Genomic DNA, 21580 nt, shown 5'->3' on the forward strand with positions numbered 1-21580 from the left:
GCTCAGGCAATACTCGGGCAACTGTGACAGAAGTCCCATTGAGGCGTACCCTGGTCCGGACATCACCAATGGAGGCGGTGCCGTCCGCAGCGGCCACACCCCGGCTCCGCGTCCGGCGCGGCAGCACAACAGACAGTAAGGGGATCGGCGCATGTCGACCGACCAGCAAGTCGCGATGAAGCGGCCCGAGGAAGACCCGCGCAGCACGTGGGACATCGTCAAGTCGATCATGGCCGCCTCGAGCGGCAACCTCGTCGAGTGGTTCGACTTCTACATCTACTCGTTCTTCTCGGTCTACTTCGCCAAGCAGTTCTTCACTGGCTCCAGCGAGGTCCAGCAGTTCATGGACGCCGCCGCGATCCTGTTCGTCGGCTTCCTCATGCGCCCCATCGGCGGCTACATCTTCGGCCGGCTGTCCGACCGGATCGGCCGCAAGCGCTCGATGCTCATCTCCATCCTCTCGATGTGCGGCTGCTCGCTGCTCATGGCGATCCTGCCCACCGCGAACACCGTGGGCGTCCTCGCTCCCATCCTCCTGCTCCTCGTGCGCTGCATCCAGGGCATCTCCGTGGGCGGCGAGTACGGCTCGACCGCGACCTACATGTCCGAGGTGTCCTCGAAGGGCAAGCGCGGCTTCTTCTCCTCGTTCCAGTACGTCACCCTCATCGGCGGCCAGCTGCTGGCCAGCGTCACGGCCGTCATCATGACCCACACGCTCGGCGATGAGCAGATCTCCAACGGCTGGTGGCGCCTGCCGTTCGTGATCGGCGCCGCCGCCGCGCTCGTGTCCCTGTGGCTGCGCTCCGGCCTCGAGGAGACGACCACGGAGGAGACCCGCAGCCACAAGGAGTCCGGCAGCTTCCGCGAGGTGCTGCGCCACCCGCGCTCCATCATGATCGTCCTGGGCATCACGTCGATCGGCTCGCTGAGCTTCTACATCTTCACCACCTACATGCAGAAGAACCTTGTGGTCGCCGGCTTCACGAAGGGCTCGGCGGCGGACACGATGACCGTCTGCCTCCTCGTCCTCATCGTCCTCCAGCCGCTCATGGGCATGCTGTCCGACCAGATCGGGCGCAAGACGACGATCATCACGTTCGCGGTGTCCATGATGGTGCTGCCGTTCCTCGTCCTCACCGCGATCCGCCAGCAGCCGGGCCTCAAGCCGCTGACCGCGACCTGCCTCATCCTCTTCGCGATGGTCTTCCTCAGCTTCTACACGTCGATCTCCGGCGTCGTGAAGGCCGAGGTCTTCCCCGCCCACGTGCGCGGCCTGGGCGTGGGCTTCGTCTACGCGATCGGCAACTCGCTCTTCGGCGGCTCCGCCGAGTACGTGGGCCTGTGGTTCACGAACATGAAGCTCGCCTGGGTGTTCCCCATCTACGTCTTCGTCATCGCGGTCTTCGGCCTCATCACGATGCTCTACATGTACGACGACCGCAAGCACTCGACGCTCGACTTCCCGGGCGACACCTCGTACGCCCGCACGAAGGCGGACTTCGTCGAGGCCAAGCACGATGCGCAGGAGGCCAGGGCCAAGGGTCAGCCCACCGGCGAGTAGCCCTCCAGGGCTGGGACCGGCACCAGGGTCAGGGTCAGGACCAGGACCAGGGACAGGCCGCGGGCCGGGGATAGGGTGATCGGGTGACCGATTCGCCCGCTCCCCGGCCCGCGGCCTCTTCCGTCTCCGCTCCCGATCCGCCGGGCCGAGCGCCCGAGGCCGCGATGCTGCTGGCCTACCTCGACTTCTACCGCGCGGTCCTCCTGCGCAAGGCCGCGGGGCTCGACGACGCCGCGCTGGCCCGGCGGCTGCCGGGCCACCCCTCGCCCATGACGCTCGGCGGCATGCTCGCCCACCTCGCCTACGTCGAGGACGAGTGGTTCACCCGCCGGATCGCCGGCGCCCCCGCGCCCCCACCGTGGGCAGACGCCCCCTGGGAGCAGGACCGCGACTGGGACTGGCACTGGGGTGAGCGGGCCTCCGGCGCCGAGGCGCGGGCCCTGTTCGCGGCCGCGTGCGCCCGTTCGCGCGCGGTGGCCGCGGAGCTCGGGCTGACCTCGGGTGCGGATCTGGACGCCGGCCTGGCCGCCGGCGACGCCTCCCTCACCCGGCGCTGGGCGCTCGTCCACCTCGTCGAGGAGTACGCGCGCGACGCGGGCCACGCGGACCTGCTGCGCGAGGCGATCGACGGCGCGGTGGGCGATTGAGCGCGAGCGCTTCCCCCGGTTCGCAGCCCCCAGCCCCGGGCAGCACTGCCCCGGACCGCACCGCCCCTAACCGCACCGCCCGGCGGGCGCGCTGGGCGGTGGCCGCCATGTTCTTCACGAACGGCGGCCTGTTCGCCAACCTCCTGCCGCGCTTCCCGCAGCTCAAGGACGCGCTGGGGATGGACAACGCGACGTACGGCCTCGCCGTCGCGGCCTTCCCCGCCGGTGCGATCCTCGCGGGCCTGGCCTCGGGCCTGCTCATCCGCCGCTTCGGCTCCGCTCGGGTGGCCGTGGGCGCCACCCTCGTCACCGCCCTCGGTGTGCTCGCCGCCGGGTTGGCCCCGGTGCCGCTGGCCTTCGCCGCGTGCCTGCTGTGCGCGGGTGCGGCCGACTCGATCTGCGATGTGGGCATGAACGCCCACGGGCTGCGCGTCCAGCGCCGCTTCGGCCGCTCGATCATCAACTCGTTCCACGCCGTCTGGTCGATCGGCGCGGTGACCGGCGGCTCGATGGCCGCGGCCGCGCTCGCCCTCGACATCCCGGTGGGCATCCACCTGGCGATCTCCGGTGCCCTGTTCTCCGCCATCGCGCTCGTCTCCCTGCGCTTCGCGCTGCCGGGGACAGACACCGAGCGCCACAGCGTTGCCCTGGAGCCCGATGCCCCCGAGGCGGCTCCCGATGCCGCTTCTCCGCCCGCGGTCCTGTCCCGCGGCCGGCTCGTGCTCACCGTCGCCTGCCTCGTGGGCATCGCGGTGGCGGGCTCGTTCGTCGAGGACGCGGGCAACTCCTGGGCGGCGATCTACCTGGCCGGCCCGCTCGGCGCCCCCGCGGCGATCGCCGCGCTGGGCTACATCGCCCTGACCGGCGCCCAGTTCGCCGGCCGCCTGGTGGGCGATCGGCTCGTCGACCGCTTCGGCCAGCGCGCCGTGGCCCGGGCGGGCGCCGCGCTCGCCGCGGTGGGCATGGGCCTGGCGCTCGCGCTGCCGTCGGTGCCCGGCACCATCGCGGGCTTCGCCGCCGCGGGGCTCGGGGTGGCCACCCTCGTGCCCGCCGCCATGAGCGAGGCCGATGCGCTGCCCGGCCTGCGCCCCGGGACCGGGCTGACGATCGTCTCGTGGCTCATGCGCCTGGGCTTCCTCGCCTCACCGCCCCTCGTGGGGCTCATCGCCGACCGCGCGGACCTGCGCGCGGGCTTGCTCACGGTGCCCGCGGCGGGCCTGGCCGTCGTGGCGCTGGCCGCCGTGCTCGCACCTCGGGCGCGGGCCCGGCGCACCCCCGGGCAGGGGGCGGCGGACTGAGGCCGTGTCAGGGCCCTGCGCTACCCTGAGTCCGTGAGCAACGAAATCGAAATCGGCCGCGGCAAGCGCGGGATCCGGGCCTATTCGCTCGACGACGTGGCGGTCATCCCCGCCCGCCGCACCCGCGATCCGCGCGATGTCTCCCTCGATTGGCAGATCGACGCGTACCACTTCGAGCTCCCGTTCATCGGCGCCCCCATGGACTCCGTCGTCTCGCCCGCCACCGCGATCGCGCTCGGCCGCGCGGGCGGCCTGGGCGTCCTCGACCTCGAGGGCCTGTGGACCCGCTACGAGGACCCGCAGCCCTACCTCGACGAGATCGCCCGGCTGGGCGAGGACGAGGCCACCGGGCGGATGCAGGAGATCTACGCGGCCCCGGTCCGCCCCGAACTCATCACCGCGCGCATCGAGGAGATCCGCGCGGCGGGTGTCACCGTCGCAGGCTCGCTGACCCCGCAGCGCACCCAGGAGCACTGGAAGACCGTCGTCGACGCGGGGGTGGACCTCTTCGTCATTCGCGGCACCACCGTCTCCGCCGAGCACGTGTCCTCGGATGCGGAGCCGCTCAACCTCAAGCGCTTCATCTACGAGCTCGACGTCCCCGTCATCGTGGGCGGGGCGGCCACCTACACGGCGGCGCTGCACCTCATGCGCACCGGTGCGGCCGGCGTCTTAGTGGGCTTCGGCGGGGGAGCGGCCGCCACCACCCGGCGCACGCTGGGCATCCACGTGCCCATGGCGTCGGCGATCGCGGACGTCCACGCGGCCCGCCGGGACTACATGGACGAATCCGGGGGCCGCTACGTCCACGTCATCGCCGACGGCGGGCTGGGCACCTCCGGGGACATCATCAAGGCCTTCGCGATGGGCGCGGACGCCGTCATGCTGGGCTCCGCCCTGTCCCGCGCGCACGAATCGCCCGGCCAGGGCTGGCACTGGGGCGCCGAGGCGCACCACCCGTCCCTGCCCCGCGGCCGGCGCGTGCACATGGGCACGGTGGCCGACCTCGACGCGCTCCTGTTCGGCCCCGGCGAGTCCGCCGTGGGCGAGGTCAACCTCGCCGGCGCCCTGCGCCGCGCCATGGCCACGACCGGCTATGTGGACCTCAAGGAATTCCAGCGCGTCGACGTCGTCGTGGCCCCGCACCAGTACCACACGGAGGGCTGAGGCCCGCAGTGCTCCGGCTCGCCCTCACGCCGCGCTGGCTGGCCTACCTGGGCCTCGTCCTGGTCCTCGTCGCGGCCTTCATCACGCTCTCCACGTGGCAGGTCAGCCGCGCCGAGCACAAGAACGACGCCGTGCAGTCCGCCGACACCCAGACGGTCAAGGACTTCAACGACGTCATGGCCGCGCAGGTGCCCATGCCCGGTTACCTGTCCCACCAGCGCGTCTCCGTCACCGGCCACTTCCTCGCCGAGCAACAGGTGGTGGTCTCCGGGCGCTCCCAGGGCGGCCACTCCGGCTACTGGGTCGTCACGATGTTCGCCCCCGACGGGGCCCGGCTGGGAGAGGCGGCCGAGCTCGACGCCGGCGCCAAGCCCATCGCGATCCCGGTGGTGCGCGGCTTCACCCAGGACCGGCAGGCCGCCCACGACTCGCGGGCCGCCGCCGGCACCGTCTCGCTCACCGCCACCGTGGGCCCCACCTCCACCCCGCAGCCCAGCCAGGGCCAGCCGGCGGGGGAGGTGAAGTCGCTCTCGACCGCCCAGCTCGTCAACCTCTTCGGCGTCTACACCTATTCGGGCGTGCTCTACCCCGATGCGCAGCCGGAGGCCTCGATCGCCGCCGCCGGCTTCGAGCACGTCGCCCTCGCGGCCGCGCAGAGCGGCGGAGTGGACCTCCAGTCCGCCGCGTACGCCGTCGAGTGGCTCATCTTCGCGGGCTTCGCCCTCTACATCTGGTGGCGCCTGCTGCGCGACGAATACCTCAGCCAGCTCGCGGCGGCCGGCGCCGCCGCCCCGGCCCCGGGCTACGTCGTGGTCAAGCGCTCCGGTGAGCGCAACCTTAGAATGGACCCGGGCGGCACGGCTGCCTCCGGCAGCCCTGCCCCGCCCGGTAGTGATCCAGCCCCGCCAGACGAGCCCCCCAGCGACGAGGACACCCGCAGTGAGCGATGACGATGCCCGCCCGGACTTCACCGACGACGAGGTGTGGTCCCTCAAGCGCTTCACCTCCGCGCGCAGCGCGCTGCGCTTCTACCGCGTCATGGCGATCATCACCGGCGTCATGCTCCTCATCCTCACCGCGGAGATGATCGTCAAGTACCTCATCACGCCGGCCATGGGCGGGGACCCGTCCGAGGCCCTCATGCTGGGCAGCTTCAACCTCGCGGCCGCCATCGCGATCTGCCACGGCTGGTGCTACGTCGTCTACCTCATCGGCTGCTGGTGGCTCAACCAGCAGATGCGCTGGGGCCTGGGCCGCCTGCTCGTCCTCGCCCTGGCCGGCGTCGTGCCGGTCATGTCGTTCATCCTCGAGCGGCGCACCACCCGCCGCGTGGACCGCGAGCTCGACGCGGCCGTCGTCGTGGCCCCCCGCAGCTGACAGTAGGATTGCACGCATGACTCAGCCCCCCGAGACGAGCGCCCGTCCGGTCCTCGTCGTCGACTTCGGCGCCCAGTACGCCCAGCTCATCGCCCGCCGCGTGCGCGAGGCCGGCCTGTACTCGGAGCTCATCCCCTCCACGGCCCAGGCGGTGGACTTCGCGGCCCGTGAGCCCGCGGCGATCGTGCTCTCCGGCGGCCCCTCGTCCGTCTACGCGGACGGCGCCCCCCGCCTCGACCCCGCTGTCTTCGACCTGGGCGTGCCGATGTTCGGCATCTGCTACGGCTTCCAGGTCATGGCGACCCACCTGGGCGGCGAGGTTGCCCACACGGACCGCCGCGAGTACGGCTCGACCCCCATGACGGTGACCCGGCCGGGCCGGCTGCTGGCCGAGCAGCCCGCCGAGCAGACCGTGTGGATGAGCCACGGCGACTCCGTGGCCCGGGCGCCCGAGGGCTTCGAGGTCCTCGCGTCCACCCCGGACACGCCCGTCGCCGCGTTCGAGTGCGATGCCCAGCGCATGGCCGGCGTCCAGTGGCACCCGGAGGTGCTGCACTCGGCCCACGGCCAGCGGGTGCTCGAGAACTTCCTCTACGAGGTCGCGGGCCTCGAGGCCGACTGGACGAGCGAGAGCGTCATCGACGAGCAGGTCGCGCGGATCCGCGCGCGCGTGGGCGATGCCCAGGTCATCTGCGGGCTCTCCGGCGGGGTCGACTCCGCAGTGGCGGCGGCCCTCGTGCAGAAGGCCGTGGGCGACCAGCTCACCTGCGTCTTCGTCGACCACGGGCTGCTGCGCAAGGACGAGCGCCGCCAGGTCGAGGAGGACTACGTCGCCGCGACCGGCGTGCGCCTGGTCACGGTGGACGCTCGGGAGACGTTCCTCGGCGCGCTGGCCGGGGTCAGCGATCCGGAGGCCAAGCGCAAGATCATCGGCCGCGAATTCATCCGCAGCTTCGAGGGCGCGGCCGCGGACCTCGTGGCCGAATCGCGCGAGGGCGCGGGCGAGCCCATCGAGTTCCTCGTCCAGGGCACGCTCTACCCGGACGTCGTGGAATCCGGCGGCGGCACCGGGACTGCGAACATCAAGAGCCACCACAACGTGGGCGGGCTGCCGGAGGACCTGCAGTTCCAGCTCGTCGAGCCGCTGCGCACCCTGTTCAAGGACGAGGTGCGCCAGATCGGCCGCGAGCTGGGGCTGCCGGAGGTCATCGTCGCCCGCCAGCCGTTCCCGGGCCCGGGGCTCGCGATCCGCATCGTCGGCGCCGTGTCCGAGGAGCGCCTGGCCGTGCTGCGCGAGGCCGATGCGATCGCCCGCGCCGAGCTCACCGCAGCCGGGCTCGACGACGAGATCTGGCAGTGCCCCGTCGTGCTGCTGGCCGATGTGCGCTCCGTGGGCGTCCAGGGCGACGGCCGCACCTACGGCCACCCGATCGTGCTGCGGCCCGTGTCCAGCGAGGACGCGATGACGGCGGACTGGACGCGCGTGCCCTTCGACGTGCTCGCCCGGATCTCCAACCGGATCACGAACGAGGTCGACGAGGTCAACCGCGTCGTCCTCGACGTCACCTCGAAGCCGCCGGGCACCATCGAGTGGGAGTGAGCCGGCGGGGCGCGGGGTTCGGGTGCCGCCCGGCCGCTGACTGAACACCGTTCAGGTATACTGGCGCGGTCCACTCCGCCCCACCGAGGAGCCCTCGTGTCCCAGACCACCGCCGCCCCCGCAGCAGCGCCCCGCTCCGCGGCGGCCGATACCGCGCTCGTCGCCGTCTTCGCCGCCCTCATCGCCGCCTCCGCCGTGGCGCCCGCCGTGCCCGTCGGGGCACTCGGGGTGCCGATCACGGTGCAGACGCTCATCATCGCGTTCACCGGGATGTGCCTGGGCCCCCTGCGCGGCTTCCTCGCCACGGCGCTCTACGTGGCGCTCGGCCTCATCGGCCTGCCGATCTTCTCGAGCTTCCGCGGCGGCATCGGCGTGCTCGCGGGCCCCAGCGCCGGCTACATCATCGCCTTCCCCCTCTTCGCCCTCCTCGTCGGCCTCGTCGCGCGCTGGGCGCTGGCCCGCCTGACCGGCTGGAGGCTCTGGCTGGGCATGTTCGCCGGCGCGGTCGTGGCAAGCGTCGTGTGCGTGCACCTGCTGGGGGCGCTCGGCATGGCGGTCAACGGCGGCCTGCCGCTGGGCGCCGCGTTCGCCGCCGACGCGCTCTACTACCCGGGCGACATCGTGAAGAACGCACTGGCCGCCGCGCTCGCGGTCACCGTCCACCGCGCGTTCCCCCAGCTGCTCACCCGCCGGGTGCTGCGTGCCCGCTGAGCCGCAGGGCGCCCCCGCGCAGCCGGGCATCAGGCTGGCGGGGGTGGGCGTCGCGGTGGCGGACATGACCGACCAGGGGCCCGTCACCCGCACGATCCTCAGCGACATCGACGCCCACCTTGCAGCCCCCATGACGAGCGTCGTGGGCTCCAACGGCTCCGGCAAGTCCACCTTCTGCCAGCTGCTCAACGGCCTCGTGCCCGCCGACGCGGGCACGGTCACGGTCGACGGCCTCGACCCCGCCCGCAGCCCCCGCGCGGTGCGCGAGCGCGTGGGCTTCGTCTTCACCGATCCCGCGGCCCAGCTCGTCATGCCCACGGTGGGCGAGGACGTCGAGCTCTCCCTGCGCCGTGCGGAACCGCGCGCCGCCGCGCGCCGGGAGCGGGCGCTGGCCGTGCTCGACGAACTCGGGATCGCCGACCTCGCCGCCCGCAGCGTCTACGAGCTCTCCGGGGGTCAGCGCCAGCTCGCGGCACTCGCGGCCGTGCTCGCCGTCGACCCCGCGATCCTCGTCCTCGACGAGCCCACGACGCTGCTCGACCTGCGCAACCGCGAGGTGCTGCGCGCCCTGCTCTTCCGGCTCGTCGCGCAGCGCGGCCTGCGCATCGTCGTGTCCACCCACGACCTCGCGCTGGCCGCCGAGGCCGACGATGCCCTGCACTTCGAGGCCGGCCGGCTCGTCGCCCACGGCGCCCCCGCCGAGGTGGTGGCCGGCTACCGCGCGGCGGTCCTGGGGGCATTGTGAGGCGCAGGCAGCAGTTCCTGGGAGGCTACGTCCCCGGCACGAGCTGGCTGCACCGCACGCCGGCCCTCGTCAAGCTCGCCGCCGTGTGCGCGGTGGGCATCTGCGCGGTGGCCGTGCGCGCCCCCTGGCTCAGTCTGGGCCTCGCCGTGGCCGCGGTGCTCGCGGGGCTGAGCGCCGGGCTGCCCCTGCGCCGGATCCTCGAGCCGGCGGCCCGGCTGTGGCCGCTGCTGCTCCTCCTGCTCGGGCTCAACGCCTGGCTCACGGGCCCCGAGCAGGCCGCCCGGACGCTCAGCACGATCATCGTCTGCGTCCTCACGGCGGGCCTGCTCATGCTCACCGCCTCCGTGGCCCAGCTGCTCGCCGCCTTCGAGGTGCTGGCGCAGCCGGTGCGCCTCGTGGGCATCGGCCCCGAGCGCGCGGGCCTGGCCGCCGCGCTGACCGTGCGCAGCATCCCCGTGCTCGCCGATCTGTTCGCCGACGCGGGGGACGCGGCCCGGGCCCGCGGACTCGAGCGCAGCCTGCGCGCGCGCACCGTGCCCGTGGCGCTGCGCGCCGTCAAGTACGCCGACGATACCGGCCGGGCACTCGCCGCGCGGGGCCTCGGGGACTGAGCGCACCTCAGGGGTTGAGCTGCTCCACCGGCCCACCGGCCGCCGTCGCCTCGATCGCGGCCGCGTAGTGGCCCACGAGCTGGGAGCACACGCCCTTCCACGAGCGGGCCTCGACCGCCCGGCGCGCGGCCTGCCCGAACGCCCGGCGCTTGGCCTCATCGCCGAGCAGGTCGAGCGCGTGGGCGCGCATCCCCGCCAGGTCGCCCGGGGCGTAGAGCCACCCGGTGCGCGAGGAGTCGACGAGGTCGAGCGGGCCGCCGCGGGCCGGGGCGATGACCGGCACGCCGGATGCCATCGCCTCCTGGATGGTCTGGCAGAAGGTCTCGAGCTCACCCGGGGCCACCATGAGGTCGAAGCCCGCCACGGCCTGGGCCAGCGCCTCGCCGCCCAGGAAGCCGGTGAACACGGCGCCGGGCAGCGCGGCCTCGAGGCGGCGGCGCTGCGGGCCCTCACCCACGATGACGAGCCGGGTGCCCGCGATGTCGAGCAGCGCCGCGAGATCGCCCACCTGCTTCTCCGCCGCGAGCCGGCCGACGCAGCCGATGATCCGCTCCCCGCCGGGGGCCACCGTGCGCCGCCATCGCTGCGACCGGTGGGCGGGATCGAAGCGGTGCGCATCCACCCCGCGCGCCCACAGCGCGAGCCGCTCGATCCCGTGGTCCGCGAGCTGGTCGAGCGCGTGGCTCGACGGGGCGAGGGTGAGCGCGGCGCGGGCGTGGAGGGCGCGCACGTGCGTCCACAGCGCCTGCTCGAGCCCCGGGAGCCCGTAGCGCGCGGCATAGGCGGGCACCTCGGTCTGGTAGACCGCGACCGCGGGCAGTCCGAGCTCCTCGCAGGCCAGCGCCGCGCGCCAGCCCAGCACGAAGGGCGAGGCGAGGTGGACGACATCGGGGGCGAAGTCGGCGAGCAGGCGCCGGATGCGCGGCACACCGCCCGCTGCCACCCGCACCCGCCGGTAGCCCGGCAGCGCGAACGAGGGCACGCCCGCCACGCGCGCACCCGCCACGTGCTCGGGGCGCAGCGGGGCCTGCGGGGCGATGACGAGGACCTCGTCGCCGCGCTCGTCCAGGTGCTCGAGCACGCGCAGGATGCTGTGGACGACGCCGTTCATCTGAGGGAGGAAGGACTCGGCAGCAATCGCAACTCTCACGCCACCAGGCTGACCGGCGCGCGTGACGGCCAGCGCGCCGGGCGGTGGCGCCGAGGTGAGCGAGTCCGGACGAGTCGGTAAACTCACCCGGAGCCGGAGGGTCCGGCGGCTGGGGAGGCGCGCATGGACGGGGCGATCATCGCCATCGCGGCCGCCGTGGTCCTCCTCGCCCTCGTCGGCGCCGCCGCCACCGCGCTTATCGTGCGCTCGAACCAGCTGAGCCTCGCCCGCGAGCTGTGCCTCGAGGGCCGCCGCCAGCTCTTCGTGGTGCTGGGGGAGCGGCGCGCCCTGCTCGGGCCCCTGCGCGCGGCCGCCGCCGAGCGCGCCCGCCGGGCCGCGGGCCCCGAGCGCGCCGCGCTGCGCGCCGCCCTCGCCGACCTCGACGCGGCGGCCGGGCAGCTGCCGGCCCCGCGATCCGACGACGCCGCGGTCCTCGCCGCCGAGGAGGAGCTGGGCCGGGCGCTGCGCCGCGTCGATGCCGCGCTCGCCTCGGCCCCCGCCCCGGCGCCCGAGACCGCCGACGAGTGCCTGAGCACGCAGCTGCACATCATCGAGGGCCGCATCATCGCGGGGGTGCGCTACTACTCGCTCAACGCCGCGCGCTACACCCGCCGACGTGCGGCGCCCCTGTCGCTGCCGCTGCGCGGACGCCACGCGCCGGTCGCTCGGCTGCGCTACGCGCATCCGGACGCGCCGGAGCCCGCGGACGGATCGGAGCCCGCGGACGGCTCTGGCCTCGCCGCCGAAGCCGAGGGCGCTGACCGCTACCGGCCCGGCCGGCTCAGCGAGGGCTGAGCGTGACCCGCTTCCGCGTCGACCTGGGCTACCGCGGCACCGCCTTCCACGGCTGGGCCCGGCAGCCGGGACTGCGCACCGTCCAGGGGGAGGTCGAGGACGCGCTCGCCCTCGTCACCGGCGCGCCCGTGGCCACGGTCGTCGCCGGCCGCACCGACGCCGGTGTCCACGCCCGCCACCAGGTCCTCCACCTCGATCTCGAGGCTCCCGCGCTCGCCCGCCTGGCCGGGCGCGGCGACCGCGAGCCCGGCGCTGCCCTGGCTGCGCGGCTGCGCGGCGCCCTGGGCCGCGGCGGTGCGCGCGACATCGCGATCCACTCCGCCGCGCAGGCCCCGCCGGACTTCGACGCCCGCTTCGCCGCTGTGTGGCGGGCCTACCGCTACCGGCTCGCGGACGCTGCGACCTTCCGCGATCCGCTGCGCGCGGACTCGACCGCCGAGCACCGCGGCAGGCTCGACGAGGCGGCGATGGCCAGGGCCGCCGGCGAGCTGCTGGGCCTCCACGACTTCCTGCCGTTCTGCAAGCCGCGCCCGGAGGCCACGACGGTGCGCACGCTGTTCGCCCTGGAGGTGGCCCGCGATGCCGATGACGCCCTCGAGGTCCGCCTGCGCGCCGATGCGTTCTGCCACCACATGGTCCGCGCCCTCGTGGGCGGCCTCGTGCGCGTGGGCTCCGGGGCGTGGCCGGCCAGCCGCCCGGCCGAGCTGCTCGCCCGCGCCGAGGCGGGGGAGGGCAAGGCGGCGCTGGGGCCCATGTCCGTGCTGCCCGCCCACGGCCTCGTGCTCGAGGCGATCGGCTATCCGGACCCCCAGGAGTTCGCGGCCCAGGCGCGCACGACACGCGCCCGGCGCCCTGACATTGGCTCTCACCAGCACTGATACTGTTATCTGGGTGCTTCATGTGCCGTTCATGAGATGTTGCGCACAAACCTGGGCGAATCCTGGCAGGATGGGGTCACACCGCCTTCCCCCTACCCATCGGAGTCCCGCATGCATCCCGTACGCCTGAGCGCGGCCGCCGCGGCCGTCACCCTCCTCGTGCCCCTCGGGGCGGTGCCGGCCCTCGCCGCCGATGCCGATGCCCCCGCCGCCAAGGGCAAGGACGTCCAGCTCCTCTCCCTCACCGACTTCCACGGCCGCCTGGGCGACGGCGCCGGTGCCGGCCTCGCCTCGGTCATCGAGCGCGAGCGCAGCCTGCACAAGGACATCCCCACCGCACTCGTGTCCTCCGGCGACAACGTGGGCGCCTCGACCTACGCGTCGTCCTCGCAGCAGGACAACCCCACGATCGACTACCTCAACGCGATCGAGCTCGATGCGTCCTCCGTGGGCAACCACGAGTTCGACAAGGGCGCCGACGACATCGCGAACCGGCTGTCCAAGCGCGCGGACTTCCCGTTCCTGGGCGCCAACGTCTACACGAAGGGCACGCAGAACATCGCCCCCGGCATGAAGGCCTACAAGGTCATCGAGCAGGGCGGCGTGAAGATCGGCGTGATCGGCGTCGTGACGAAGGAGACCGCGAGCCTCGTCTCACCCGACGGCATCAAGGACGTGACGTTCGGCGACCCGCTCGAGGGCATCAACCGCGCGGCCAAGGAGATGGCGGCCCTGCCGGCGGACCAGAAGCCGGACATGACGGTGCTCACCGCCCACATCGGCTCCTCGCAGCCGGACAAGACCCTCGAGGTCGCCAAGCAGGCGGGCCCCGAGTTCAAGAAGATCGTCGAGGGCGCCGACGCCTCGATCGACGCCATGTACTTCGGCCACACCCACCTGTCGATGAACTTCACCGAGCGGATCCCCGGCACGGACCGCACCCGGCCCATCATGCAGGCGTCGAACTACGGCACGAAGGTCGGCCAGTCCATCCTCACCTCGGAGGGCAACGGCGACTGGACGGTCAAGGACGGCACGGACAAGCTCCTCGAGACGAAGGGCGTCGACTTCGACTCGGCCGCCGTGAAGAAGGCCAAGGGGATCATCGAGGACGCCGAGGACAAGGCCAAGGAGATCGGCTCGGAGGTGGCCGGCACGATCGCCGACGACTTCGACCGGGCGAAGAAGGACGACGGCGCGGAGGACCGCGCCGCGGAGTCGACGCTTGGCAACCTCGTGGGCGATGCGCTCAAGGAGGGCACCGAGGGCTCGCAGCTCAAGGCGGCCGATCTGGGCCTGACGAATCCCGGCGGGATGCGCGCGGACCTGAAGAAGGACTCCCAGTTCGGCTCCGAGAAGCCGGGCGAGGTCACGGTGGGCGAGCTCAACCAGGTGCTACCGTTCGCCAACGACTACGGCGTGGTCGCGCTCAAGGGCAAGGACCTCGAGGAGGTCTTCGAGCAGCAGTTCCAGCCCGAAGGTTCCTCGCGGCCCTTCCTCCACCTGGGCGTGTCGAAGAACGTGCGCGTCGTCTACGACTCGAAGGACACCAAGCAGCGCGTGAAGTCCGTGCTCATCGACGGCAAGAAGATCGACGCGGACAAGACCTACCGCGTGGCCACGCTAAGCTTCCTGGCCGCCGGCGGGGACAACTTCACCGCCCTTTCCAAGGGGGAGTTCGAGCAGTCCGGGCTCACCGACTTCGACGTGTGGAAGTCCTACTTCGCCAAGCACAAGGACCTCGCCCCGGACCGCAGGGAGCGCCAGGCCGATGCCGCCGAGGACATGATCGAGGCAAACGACCTGTCCTACAGCGTCAAGGTCGCGCAGGGCGGCGGCGAGACGGGGCAGCGCTACGAGCTCACGCTCGCCGCGAAGAAGGACGTGCCCGGTCCGCTGCGCTTCGCCGTGAGCGCGCCGCAGGGCGCGAAGGTGGCATTCGCCGCTGCCGAGGGCACGAAGGCCGATGGCTCCGAGCTCATCATCGAGGCGCGCAGGGCCGGCACCGCGAAGGTCGCGTTCACGGTCTCCGGCGGGGCACAGGGCGCCCAGGCGAGCGCCCGGGGCGCCCGCGCAGCCGCCGCGCAGGCCGCGCCCGCCACCGCGCAGCCGCTGCAGGTCGCGCTGACGTCCGACCGCGCGCACGCGTTCTGGGACGACGATCCGCTGCCGCTCGTCCACGCGGCCGAGGTCGACGCAGCCCCGGCACCGGACCCCACGCAGCCGCCCAGTGAGCAGCCCAGCGGCGAGCCGAGCCAGGATCCCAGCCAGGACCCCAGCCAGGGACCCGGCCAGCCAGGCCCGGGCGAGGAGCCCAGCAGCACCTCGGGCCCGCAGCGGCCCGGAGACGACGGCCGCGACGACAGCGGCTCCGGCAGCGGGCACCTGCCGCGCACCGGCGCCCAGATCGCCGGCCTCGTGGGCGCGGCTGCGCTCCTGCTCCTCGTGGGCGGCGCGACGATGGCGCTGACCCGCCGCCGGGACTGAGCCCCCGCCGGGGCTGAGCGCCCCGCCCGGTGACCCGGGATGACCGTCCGGCCCCGTCGCGCATTTGCGCGGCGGGGCCGGACTGCGCTAGATTTGCTAGTCGTTGCGTACGTCTGCGTGCCCCTTTCGCCTCTAGTCGCGTTGCAGGCCGGTGGGTCCCGATTCGTACCGCGCATGAGAGAAAGCCTGTTTGGGCGCACCGCCAGATCACGACCTGCGCGCCCAACCGTGCTGTGGACCGAAGTACAACGAGAAGAAGGCTACTTTTGCGTACGTACACCCCGAAGCCCGGCGATGTTCAGCGCCAGTGGCACGTCATCGATGCCACGGACGTGGTCCTCGGCCGGCTTGCCTCGCAGGCCGCGCGCCTGCTGCGCGGCAAGCACAAGCCGACGTTCGCCCCCCACGTCGACACGGGTGATTTCGTGATCATCATCAACGCCGACAAGGTCGCGCTCACCGGCGCCAAGCTGGAGCAGAAGCGCGCCTACCGCCACTCGAACTACCCCGGCGGCCTCAAGAGCGTGAACTACACGGAGCTGCTCGCCACCTACCCGGAGCGCGCCGTCGAGAAGGCCATCGCGGGCATGGTGCCCAAGAACCGCCTGGGCCGTGCGCAGATGCGCAAGCTCAAGGTCTACGCGGGCGATCAGCACCCGCACTCGGCCCAGAACCCGCAGCCGTACGAAATCAGCCAGGTCGCGCAGTAAGCGCCGACGGCAACACAACTTCCGAGGAGAGACGTGGCTGACACCGCCAACACCCCTGACGTCGTCGAGGACGTCGAACTGACCGAATACTCCACCGAGACCCCGGCGTCGGCCGGCCTGGGCGAGTCCGTGGCCGGCGGCCGCGGGCAGTCCATCACCGCCCCCGGCTCCGGCGTGGGCCGCCGCAAGCAGGCGATCGCCCGCGTGCGCCTGGTCCCGGGCTCCGGCGAATGGACCATCAACGGCCGCGACCTGGAGACCTACTTCCCGAACAAGCTGCACCAGCAGCTCGTCAACGAGCCCTTCCGCCTGCTCGACCTCGAGGGCCGCTTCGACGTCCACGTGCGGATCCACGGCGGCGGCCCCTCCGGCCAGGCCGGCGCGGTCCGCCTGGGCATCGCCCGCTCGCTCAACGAGATCGACCGCGAGGCCAACCGCGCGGAGCTGAAGAAGGCAGGCTTCCTCACCCGCGACGCGCGCGTGCCCGAGCGCAAGAAGGCGGGCCTCAAGAAGGCCCGCAAGGCGCCGCAGTTCTCGAAGCGCTGATCGACCGCGCCGCAGCTCGGCGCACCGCACCGCACAGCAGGCCCCGACCGCTTGGTCGGGGCCTGCTGTGATTCACGTCTCCTCAAAAGTAGCTTGACGTCGAGATACATGCTGCTTAGGCTAGGAGTACCTAAAGCGATCGAGTAGCAGTGGCGGCCCGGCAGAGAGGAGAGAACGGATGTCAGCTCCGACCGAATCCCGCACCGAGGTCCAGCAGCTCGCGCGCTTCGCCGCGCAGGCGGACCTGTCCCAGCTCAGCCCGGCGGCACTCGAGCAGCTCAAGATCCGCGTGCTCGACACGGTGGGCGTGGCGATCGGCGCGCTCGACGCGCAGCCGCTGCGGGCGATCCGCGCGCTCGTCACCGCCGACGGCGGCACGGGCGCCACGCTCATCGGCGGCGGCTCTGCGAGCCCCGACCACGCCGCCTTCTACAACGCGGCGCTCAGCCGGTACCTCGACTTCATGGACGCCTACCTCGCGAAGGGGGAGACGAACCACCCCTCGGACAACATGGGCGCCGTCCTCGCCGGCGCGGAGTCCGTGGGCGCCAGTGGCCGGGAATTCCTCACCGCGTTCGCGGTGGCCTACCAGATCCACGCCCGGCTCTCCGACGTGGCGCCGGTGCGCGACCTGGGCTTCGACCACACGACGCAGGGCGCGTTCGCCGCCGGCGCCGCCGCGGCCCGGGCCATGGGCCTGGACGAGGACCAGATCGCCAACGCGGCCGCGATCTGCGGCACCGCCAACGTGGCGCTGCGCGTGACCCGCACCGGCAACCTCAGCCACTGGAAGGGCCTGGCCTACCCGCACGTGGCGAAGGAGGGCGTGTTCGCAGCCCAACTCGCCGCGCATGGCATCACGGGTCCCGAGGCCGTCTTCGAGGGCAACAAGGGCTTCCGCGCCCTGGCCGGGGACTACGAGCTCGACTGGTCCGCCGAGGACCTCGAGAAGGTCACCGGCACGATCATCAAGAAGCACAACGCGGAGATCCACTCCCAGTCCGCGCTCGATGCGGCCCAGGACATCCGCGCCCAGGAGGGCTTCCGCGCCGATGCGATCGCGAAGGTCGAGCTGACGACCTTCGACGTCGCCCACCGGATCATCGGCGGCGGGGAGGAGGGCGACAAGCGGCTCGTGCGCACGAAGGAGGAGGCGGACCACTCGCTGCCGTGGATGCTCGCGGTCGTGCTGCTCGACGGGCGCCTCAACCCCGAGCAGTACGAGCCCGAGCGCATCGTCGCCGACGACGTGCAGGACCTCATGCGCAAGGTGGCGATCACCCCCTCCCAGGAGTTCAGCGACCGCTTCCCGGAGCACATGTGCGCCGACCTCACGGTCACCCTGGGCGACGGAACGGTCTTCCGCGCCCAGACCGATGACTACGAGGGCTTCACGACCCACCCGCTGACGTGGGAGGCCGCCCGCGAGAAGTTCGACGCCCTGGCCGCCCCGTTCGCCGCTGCCGACCTCCGCGAGCGCCTTGCGCAGACCATCCACGGCCTCGAGGACCGCCCGGTCAGCGCGCTCACCGAGCTGCTCGCCCAGGTTGGCCGCGAGCGCTCCTGAGCGAACCGGCCCCCGGACCCACCCGCACCGACCACCCCGCGAACCCATCACGAAGGAAGGACCACCACCATGTCCAATGCCATCGACTTCGACGTCGCCATGAACTTCGTCCCCCGCGCCTGGCGCCCCGCCAAGCCGCGCACCATCGGGATGACCGAGATCCGCGCCCCCTACTACTCCACCTTCGGCACCCGCCACCTGCGCGACGTCTTCGACGTCGCCGGCCAGTGGGTGGACGGCATCAAGTGGGCGGGCGGCTCGTTCGCCCTCGTCCCGCAGGAGCAGGTGCGCGCGTTCAGCGACATCGCCCACGAGAACGACTCCTACGTCTCCTCCGGTGGCTGGATCGAGACCGTGCTGCGCTACGGGGATGACGCCGTCGACGAATACCTCAAGCAGGCCAAGGAGGTGGGCTTCGACGTCATCGAGATCTCCACCGGCTTCATCATGCTGCCCACCAGCGGCCTCGAGCGCCTCGTGGAGAAGGTGACGAAGGCCGGCCTCAAGGCCAAGCCGGAGCTCGGCATCCAGATCGGCTCCGGGGGCGACTCCGGCGAGGCGGAGCTCGCCGCGGAGTCCGCGAAGGACATCGGCGACCTCGTCGACCGCGGCCGGCGCGCCCTCGACGCCGGCGCCTCGATCATCATGATCGAGTCCGAGGGCATCACGGAGAACGTCACGGAGTGGAACACCGCCGCGGCCGCCTCGATCATCAACGGCCTGGGCCTGGACAACGTCATGTTCGAGGCCGCCGACGGCCCGGTCTTCGAGTGGTACATCAAGAACTACGGCAACGAGGTTAACCTGTTCGTCGACCACTCCCAGATCCTCCAGCTCGAGGGCCTGCGCCAGAACATCTGGGGCAACAAGAGCACGTGGGGCCGCGTCATCAACCCCGCCCCGCGCGGCTGAGACCCGCCCCGCCCACCCTCCGCGAGCCTGCGCGCCGGCCGAACTAGACTGGCGCGCAGGCAAACGGAAGGAAGCGCAATGTCGAGACTGTTCGGAACGGACGGGGCCAGGGGCCTGGCGAACGCGGACATCACCGCCCGCCTGGCCCTGCAGCTCGCGGTCGCGGGCTCGCGAGTCCTGGGCGCGGCCCAGGCGGCCGACGGCGCGCGGCCCGTGGCCATCGTCGGCCGCGACACGCGCATCAGCGGCGAGTTCCTCTCCGCGGCCACGTGCGCGGGCATCGCGTCGACCGGCGTGGACGTCCGCGACGCCGGCATCCTGCCCACCCCGGGCGTCGCCCACGCGGTGGCGGCCACCGGCGCCGCGTTCGGCGTCGTGCTCTCGGCCTCGCACAACCCCATGCCGGACAACGGCATCAAGTTCTTCGGCCCCGGCGGCACCAAGCTCGACGACGCGGTCGAGGACGAGATCCTCGCCGTGCTCGAGACGGACTGGGAGCGGCCCACCGGGGCCGCGGTGGGCCGGATCAACCGGTACCCGGCGGCCGCGGACGAATTCACCGAGCACCTCGTGGCCACCTTGGGCGCGGCCGACGCCCGCCCGCTCTCCGGCCTCTCGGTGGTCGTCGACTGCGCGAACGGCGCCGCGAGCGTCGTGGGCCCGGCCGCCCTGCGCCAGGCCGGTGCCGAGGTTATCGTCATCGCCGCCGAGCCCGACGGCCTCAACATCAACGACGGCGTGGGCTCGACCCACATCGGCAACCTCCAGGCCGCGGTCGTCGAGCACCAGGCGGACCTGGGCGTCGCCTTCGACGGGGACGCGGACCGCTGCCTGGCCGTCGACGCGCTGGGCCGCGAGGTCAACGGCGACCAGATCATGGGCATCCTCGCGATCGGGCTGCACTCGGCCGGCCGGCTGGCCCGGGGCACGCTCGTCACCACCGTCATGTCCAACCTGGGCCTGCGCCTGGCGATGGGCGAGCACGGCATCGACACCGTCCAGACCGCCGTGGGGGACCGCTACGTGCTCGAGCGCATGCTCGCCGACGGCTACTCCCTGGGCGGCGAGCAGTCCGGTCACGTCCTCATGCTCGACCACGGCACCACCGGCGACGGCGTCCAGACCGCGCTGCACATCATGCACCGGATGGCCGCCGAGCGCCGCACGCTCGCCGACCTCGCAGCCGAGATCCCGCAGCTGCCCCAGGAGCTCGTCAACGTGCGCGGCGTGGACAAGGCGCGCACGGACGATGCGCAGGTCGCCGCGGAGGTCGCCGCGGTGGAGGAGGAGCTCGGCGACACCGGGCGGGTGCTGCTGCGCGCCTCGGGCACGGAGCCCCTCATCCGGGTGATGGTCGAGGCCGCCTCCGCCGCCCAGGCCAAGGCGCAGGCCCAGCGCCTGGCCGCGGTCGTCCGGGACCGCCTGAGTCTGGGCGGCTGAGCCGCCCGCGCCCGAGGCGTTGGCCGGCTGTTCACCCGCCCGCCGCCGGGCAGCGGGGCCGGGGCCGGCCCGCGGTGCTAGCCTCGCCGTGCCGCCCCCGGCACCGCACCAGCCCCCACGCACACAACATCTCGCATCCGAGGAGTCGCCCACATGCCCCAGATCAGCCTGGCAGCCTTCGACATCGCCGGCACCACGGTCGACGAGCACGGCGGGGTCTACCGCGTGCTGCGCGAGGCCGTGGAGGAGACCGGCGCGGCCGTCACGGACGAGGGCGTGCAGACGTGGATGGGCGCGGACAAGACGGAGGCGATCTCCCACCTCATGTCCGAGGGCGGGGTCGAGCCCACCGCCGAGCGGGTCGAGGCGGCCTTCGCCCGGTTCAAGGAGCTGCTCGCCCAGCGCTACCGCGAAGACCCGCCGGTCGCCCTGCCCGGTGCGGAGGACACCATGCGCGCGCTGCGCGCCGCCGGCGCCAAGGTGGCGCTCACGACCGGCTTCTCCGCCGACGTCGCCGAGCCGCTGCTGGCCCAGCTGGGCTGGAAGGTGGGCGAGGGCGAGCTGCTCGACGCGCTCATCACCGCCGACACGGTGGCCGCGGGCCGGCCCTACCCGTACATGATCTTCTCCGCGATGGAGGCCACCGGCACCGCCGCGGTCGGCACCGTCGTGGTGGCCGGGGACACGCGGGTCGACGTCGAGGCCGGCCGCAACGCCGGCGCCGCGCACGTCATCGGCGTGCTGACGGGCAAGCTCGAGCGCCCCGCGCTCGAGGCCGCCGGGGCCACCGCCGTGCTGGACTCGCTCGCGGACCTGCCGGCCCACCTGGGCCTCTGAGCCGCCTGGGGGGGGCGGACCGCCTCGGCTCGCGGAGTGGGACCGCGAGCGCGGGGGCGGGCCCGCTGGGATGATGGGCCCATGACACCCCCGCGCAGCGCCCTCGTCGCCGCCGGCTGCACCGCCGCGGCCGCCCTGTTCGTCTGCGCGCTCACCCTGGTGCTGCGCGCGGCGGGCGGCCTGAGCGGGCCGATCGCCGTGCTCGCGGGGCTGACGAGCTCGTTCGCCGTGCTCGGGGCACTCGCCGCCGCGCTGGGCGCCGTCGTGGGCTGGGTGCGCGCCCGCGCCGTGCCGCTGGACGGGCAGGCGCCGGCGCCCGGTCGCGCGAGCGCGGGCCCGCCGTGGCGCTGGCTGTGGCTCACCGCCCTGTTCCTGGCGCTGTCCGCGCCGCTCATCGTCTACCTGCTCGCGGTCCTGTGGCTGACGAACGCGCTCTACGTGGCGCTGTGCCTGGCGATCGTGTGCGTGCCGGCCGCCCTGGCCTTCGTTCCCGTGGGCCGCCTGACCCTGCGCTCGCGTCCGGGGCCCCCGCGCGCGTAGG

21 protein-coding genes are annotated in these 21580 nt (G+C 73.0%); 20 read left to right on the forward strand and 1 reads right to left on the reverse strand.

The window, feature by feature from the left end; genetic code table 11:
- Window positions 1–151 precede the first annotated feature (151 nt).
- The 10 genes from BRM1_RS13090 (at window position 152) to BRM1_RS13135 (ending at window position 9717) form a co-directional block, all read left to right on the forward strand.
- Complete coding sequence (locus tag BRM1_RS13090; RefSeq protein WP_268526503.1) at window positions 152–1561, forward strand: MFS transporter; 1410 nt, start codon at window positions 152–154, stop codon at window positions 1559–1561.
- An 83-nt stretch (window positions 1562–1644) separates the two neighbouring features.
- Window positions 1645–2208: a mycothiol transferase gene (locus tag BRM1_RS13095; RefSeq protein ID WP_268526506.1), complete on the forward strand. Its 564-nt coding sequence runs from the start codon at window positions 1645–1647 to the stop codon at window positions 2206–2208.
- Window positions 2209–2315: 107 nt separating this feature from the next.
- Window positions 2316–3506 (forward strand): MFS transporter, encoded by a 1191-nt coding sequence (locus BRM1_RS13100; protein ID WP_268526508.1) that lies wholly within the window; start codon window positions 2316–2318, stop codon window positions 3504–3506.
- 33 nt (window positions 3507–3539) lie between these two features.
- On the forward strand, window positions 3540–4673 hold the full coding sequence (locus tag BRM1_RS13105) for a GuaB3 family IMP dehydrogenase-related protein (RefSeq protein WP_160953267.1): 1134 nt from the start codon (window positions 3540–3542) through the stop codon (window positions 4671–4673).
- Between the two features lie 8 nt (window positions 4674–4681).
- The gene (locus tag BRM1_RS13110) at window positions 4682–5623 is read left to right on the forward strand and encodes an SURF1 family protein (RefSeq protein WP_268526510.1); all 942 of its coding nucleotides are present in this window, start codon (window positions 4682–4684) and stop codon (window positions 5621–5623) included.
- The gene (locus tag BRM1_RS13115; protein ID WP_268526513.1) at window positions 5613–6050 is read left to right on the forward strand and encodes a DUF3817 domain-containing protein; all 438 of its coding nucleotides are present in this window, start codon (window positions 5613–5615) and stop codon (window positions 6048–6050) included. The genes BRM1_RS13110 and BRM1_RS13115 overlap by 11 nt, the downstream gene beginning before the upstream one ends.
- A 16-nt stretch (window positions 6051–6066) precedes the next feature.
- Window positions 6067–7650, forward strand: coding sequence for a glutamine-hydrolyzing GMP synthase (guaA, locus tag BRM1_RS13120; RefSeq protein ID WP_268526514.1), 1584 nt, complete (start codon window positions 6067–6069; stop codon window positions 7648–7650).
- Between the two features lie 96 nt (window positions 7651–7746).
- Entirely contained in the window at window positions 7747–8361 is a 615-nt protein-coding gene (locus BRM1_RS13125) for a biotin transporter BioY (protein ID WP_160953269.1), read from the forward strand.
- Window positions 8351–9106, forward strand: a complete 756-nt coding sequence (locus BRM1_RS13130) for an energy-coupling factor ABC transporter ATP-binding protein (protein ID WP_268526517.1) — start codon at window positions 8351–8353, stop codon at window positions 9104–9106. Before BRM1_RS13125 ends, BRM1_RS13130 begins: the two co-directional genes overlap by 11 nt.
- The gene (locus tag BRM1_RS13135) at window positions 9103–9717 is read left to right on the forward strand and encodes an energy-coupling factor transporter transmembrane component T family protein (protein WP_268526519.1); all 615 of its coding nucleotides are present in this window, start codon (window positions 9103–9105) and stop codon (window positions 9715–9717) included. Before BRM1_RS13130 ends, BRM1_RS13135 begins: the two co-directional genes overlap by 4 nt.
- A gap of 7 nt (window positions 9718–9724) precedes the next feature.
- Here the strand turns inward: BRM1_RS13135 and BRM1_RS13140 are convergent, their stop codons facing one another.
- The gene (locus BRM1_RS13140) at window positions 9725–10867 is read right to left on the reverse strand and encodes a glycosyltransferase family 4 protein (protein ID WP_268526520.1); all 1143 of its coding nucleotides are present in this window, start codon (window positions 10865–10867) and stop codon (window positions 9725–9727) included.
- A 123-nt stretch (window positions 10868–10990) separates the two neighbouring features.
- Between BRM1_RS13140 and BRM1_RS13145 the strand changes: the two genes are divergently transcribed.
- From BRM1_RS13145 to BRM1_RS13190, 10 genes are all read left to right on the forward strand, one after another.
- Window positions 10991–11662, forward strand: coding sequence for a hypothetical protein (locus tag BRM1_RS13145; protein WP_268526521.1), 672 nt, complete (start codon window positions 10991–10993; stop codon window positions 11660–11662).
- 2 nt (window positions 11663–11664) lie between these two features.
- Window positions 11665–12540, forward strand: coding sequence for a tRNA pseudouridine(38-40) synthase TruA (truA, locus tag BRM1_RS13150; RefSeq protein ID WP_268526523.1), 876 nt, complete (start codon window positions 11665–11667; stop codon window positions 12538–12540).
- A 111-nt stretch (window positions 12541–12651) separates the two neighbouring features.
- Window positions 12652–15027, forward strand: coding sequence for a bifunctional metallophosphatase/5'-nucleotidase (locus BRM1_RS13155; RefSeq protein ID WP_268526525.1), 2376 nt, complete (start codon window positions 12652–12654; stop codon window positions 15025–15027).
- Between the two features lie 266 nt (window positions 15028–15293).
- A complete protein-coding gene (gene rplM / locus BRM1_RS13160; protein WP_160953725.1) occupies window positions 15294–15737 on the forward strand; it encodes a 50S ribosomal protein L13 in 444 nt (147 codons plus the stop codon).
- A 33-nt stretch (window positions 15738–15770) separates the two neighbouring features.
- On the forward strand, window positions 15771–16283 hold the full coding sequence (gene rpsI / locus BRM1_RS13165; RefSeq protein WP_160953724.1) for a 30S ribosomal protein S9: 513 nt from the start codon (window positions 15771–15773) through the stop codon (window positions 16281–16283).
- Between the two features lie 178 nt (window positions 16284–16461).
- Window positions 16462–17850 (forward strand): MmgE/PrpD family protein, encoded by a 1389-nt coding sequence (locus BRM1_RS13170; RefSeq protein ID WP_268526528.1) that lies wholly within the window; start codon window positions 16462–16464, stop codon window positions 17848–17850.
- 69 nt (window positions 17851–17919) lie between these two features.
- On the forward strand, window positions 17920–18762 hold the full coding sequence (locus BRM1_RS13175) for a phosphosulfolactate synthase (RefSeq protein ID WP_160953722.1): 843 nt from the start codon (window positions 17920–17922) through the stop codon (window positions 18760–18762).
- Between the two features lie 78 nt (window positions 18763–18840).
- Window positions 18841–20202, forward strand: coding sequence for a phosphoglucosamine mutase (gene glmM, locus BRM1_RS13180; protein WP_268526532.1), 1362 nt, complete (start codon window positions 18841–18843; stop codon window positions 20200–20202).
- Window positions 20203–20355: 153 nt separating this feature from the next.
- Entirely contained in the window at window positions 20356–21039 is a 684-nt protein-coding gene (locus BRM1_RS13185; protein WP_268526535.1) for a phosphonatase-like hydrolase, read from the forward strand.
- Window positions 21040–21120: 81 nt separating this feature from the next.
- A complete protein-coding gene (locus BRM1_RS13190) occupies window positions 21121–21579 on the forward strand; it encodes a hypothetical protein (RefSeq protein WP_160953719.1) in 459 nt (152 codons plus the stop codon).
- Window position 21580 lies beyond the last annotated feature (1 nt).

It is taken from the genome of Brevibacterium sp. BRM-1 (assembly GCF_026802075.1).
GTDB classification, from domain to species: domain Bacteria; phylum Actinomycetota; class Actinomycetes; order Actinomycetales; family Brevibacteriaceae; genus Brevibacterium; species Brevibacterium rongguiense.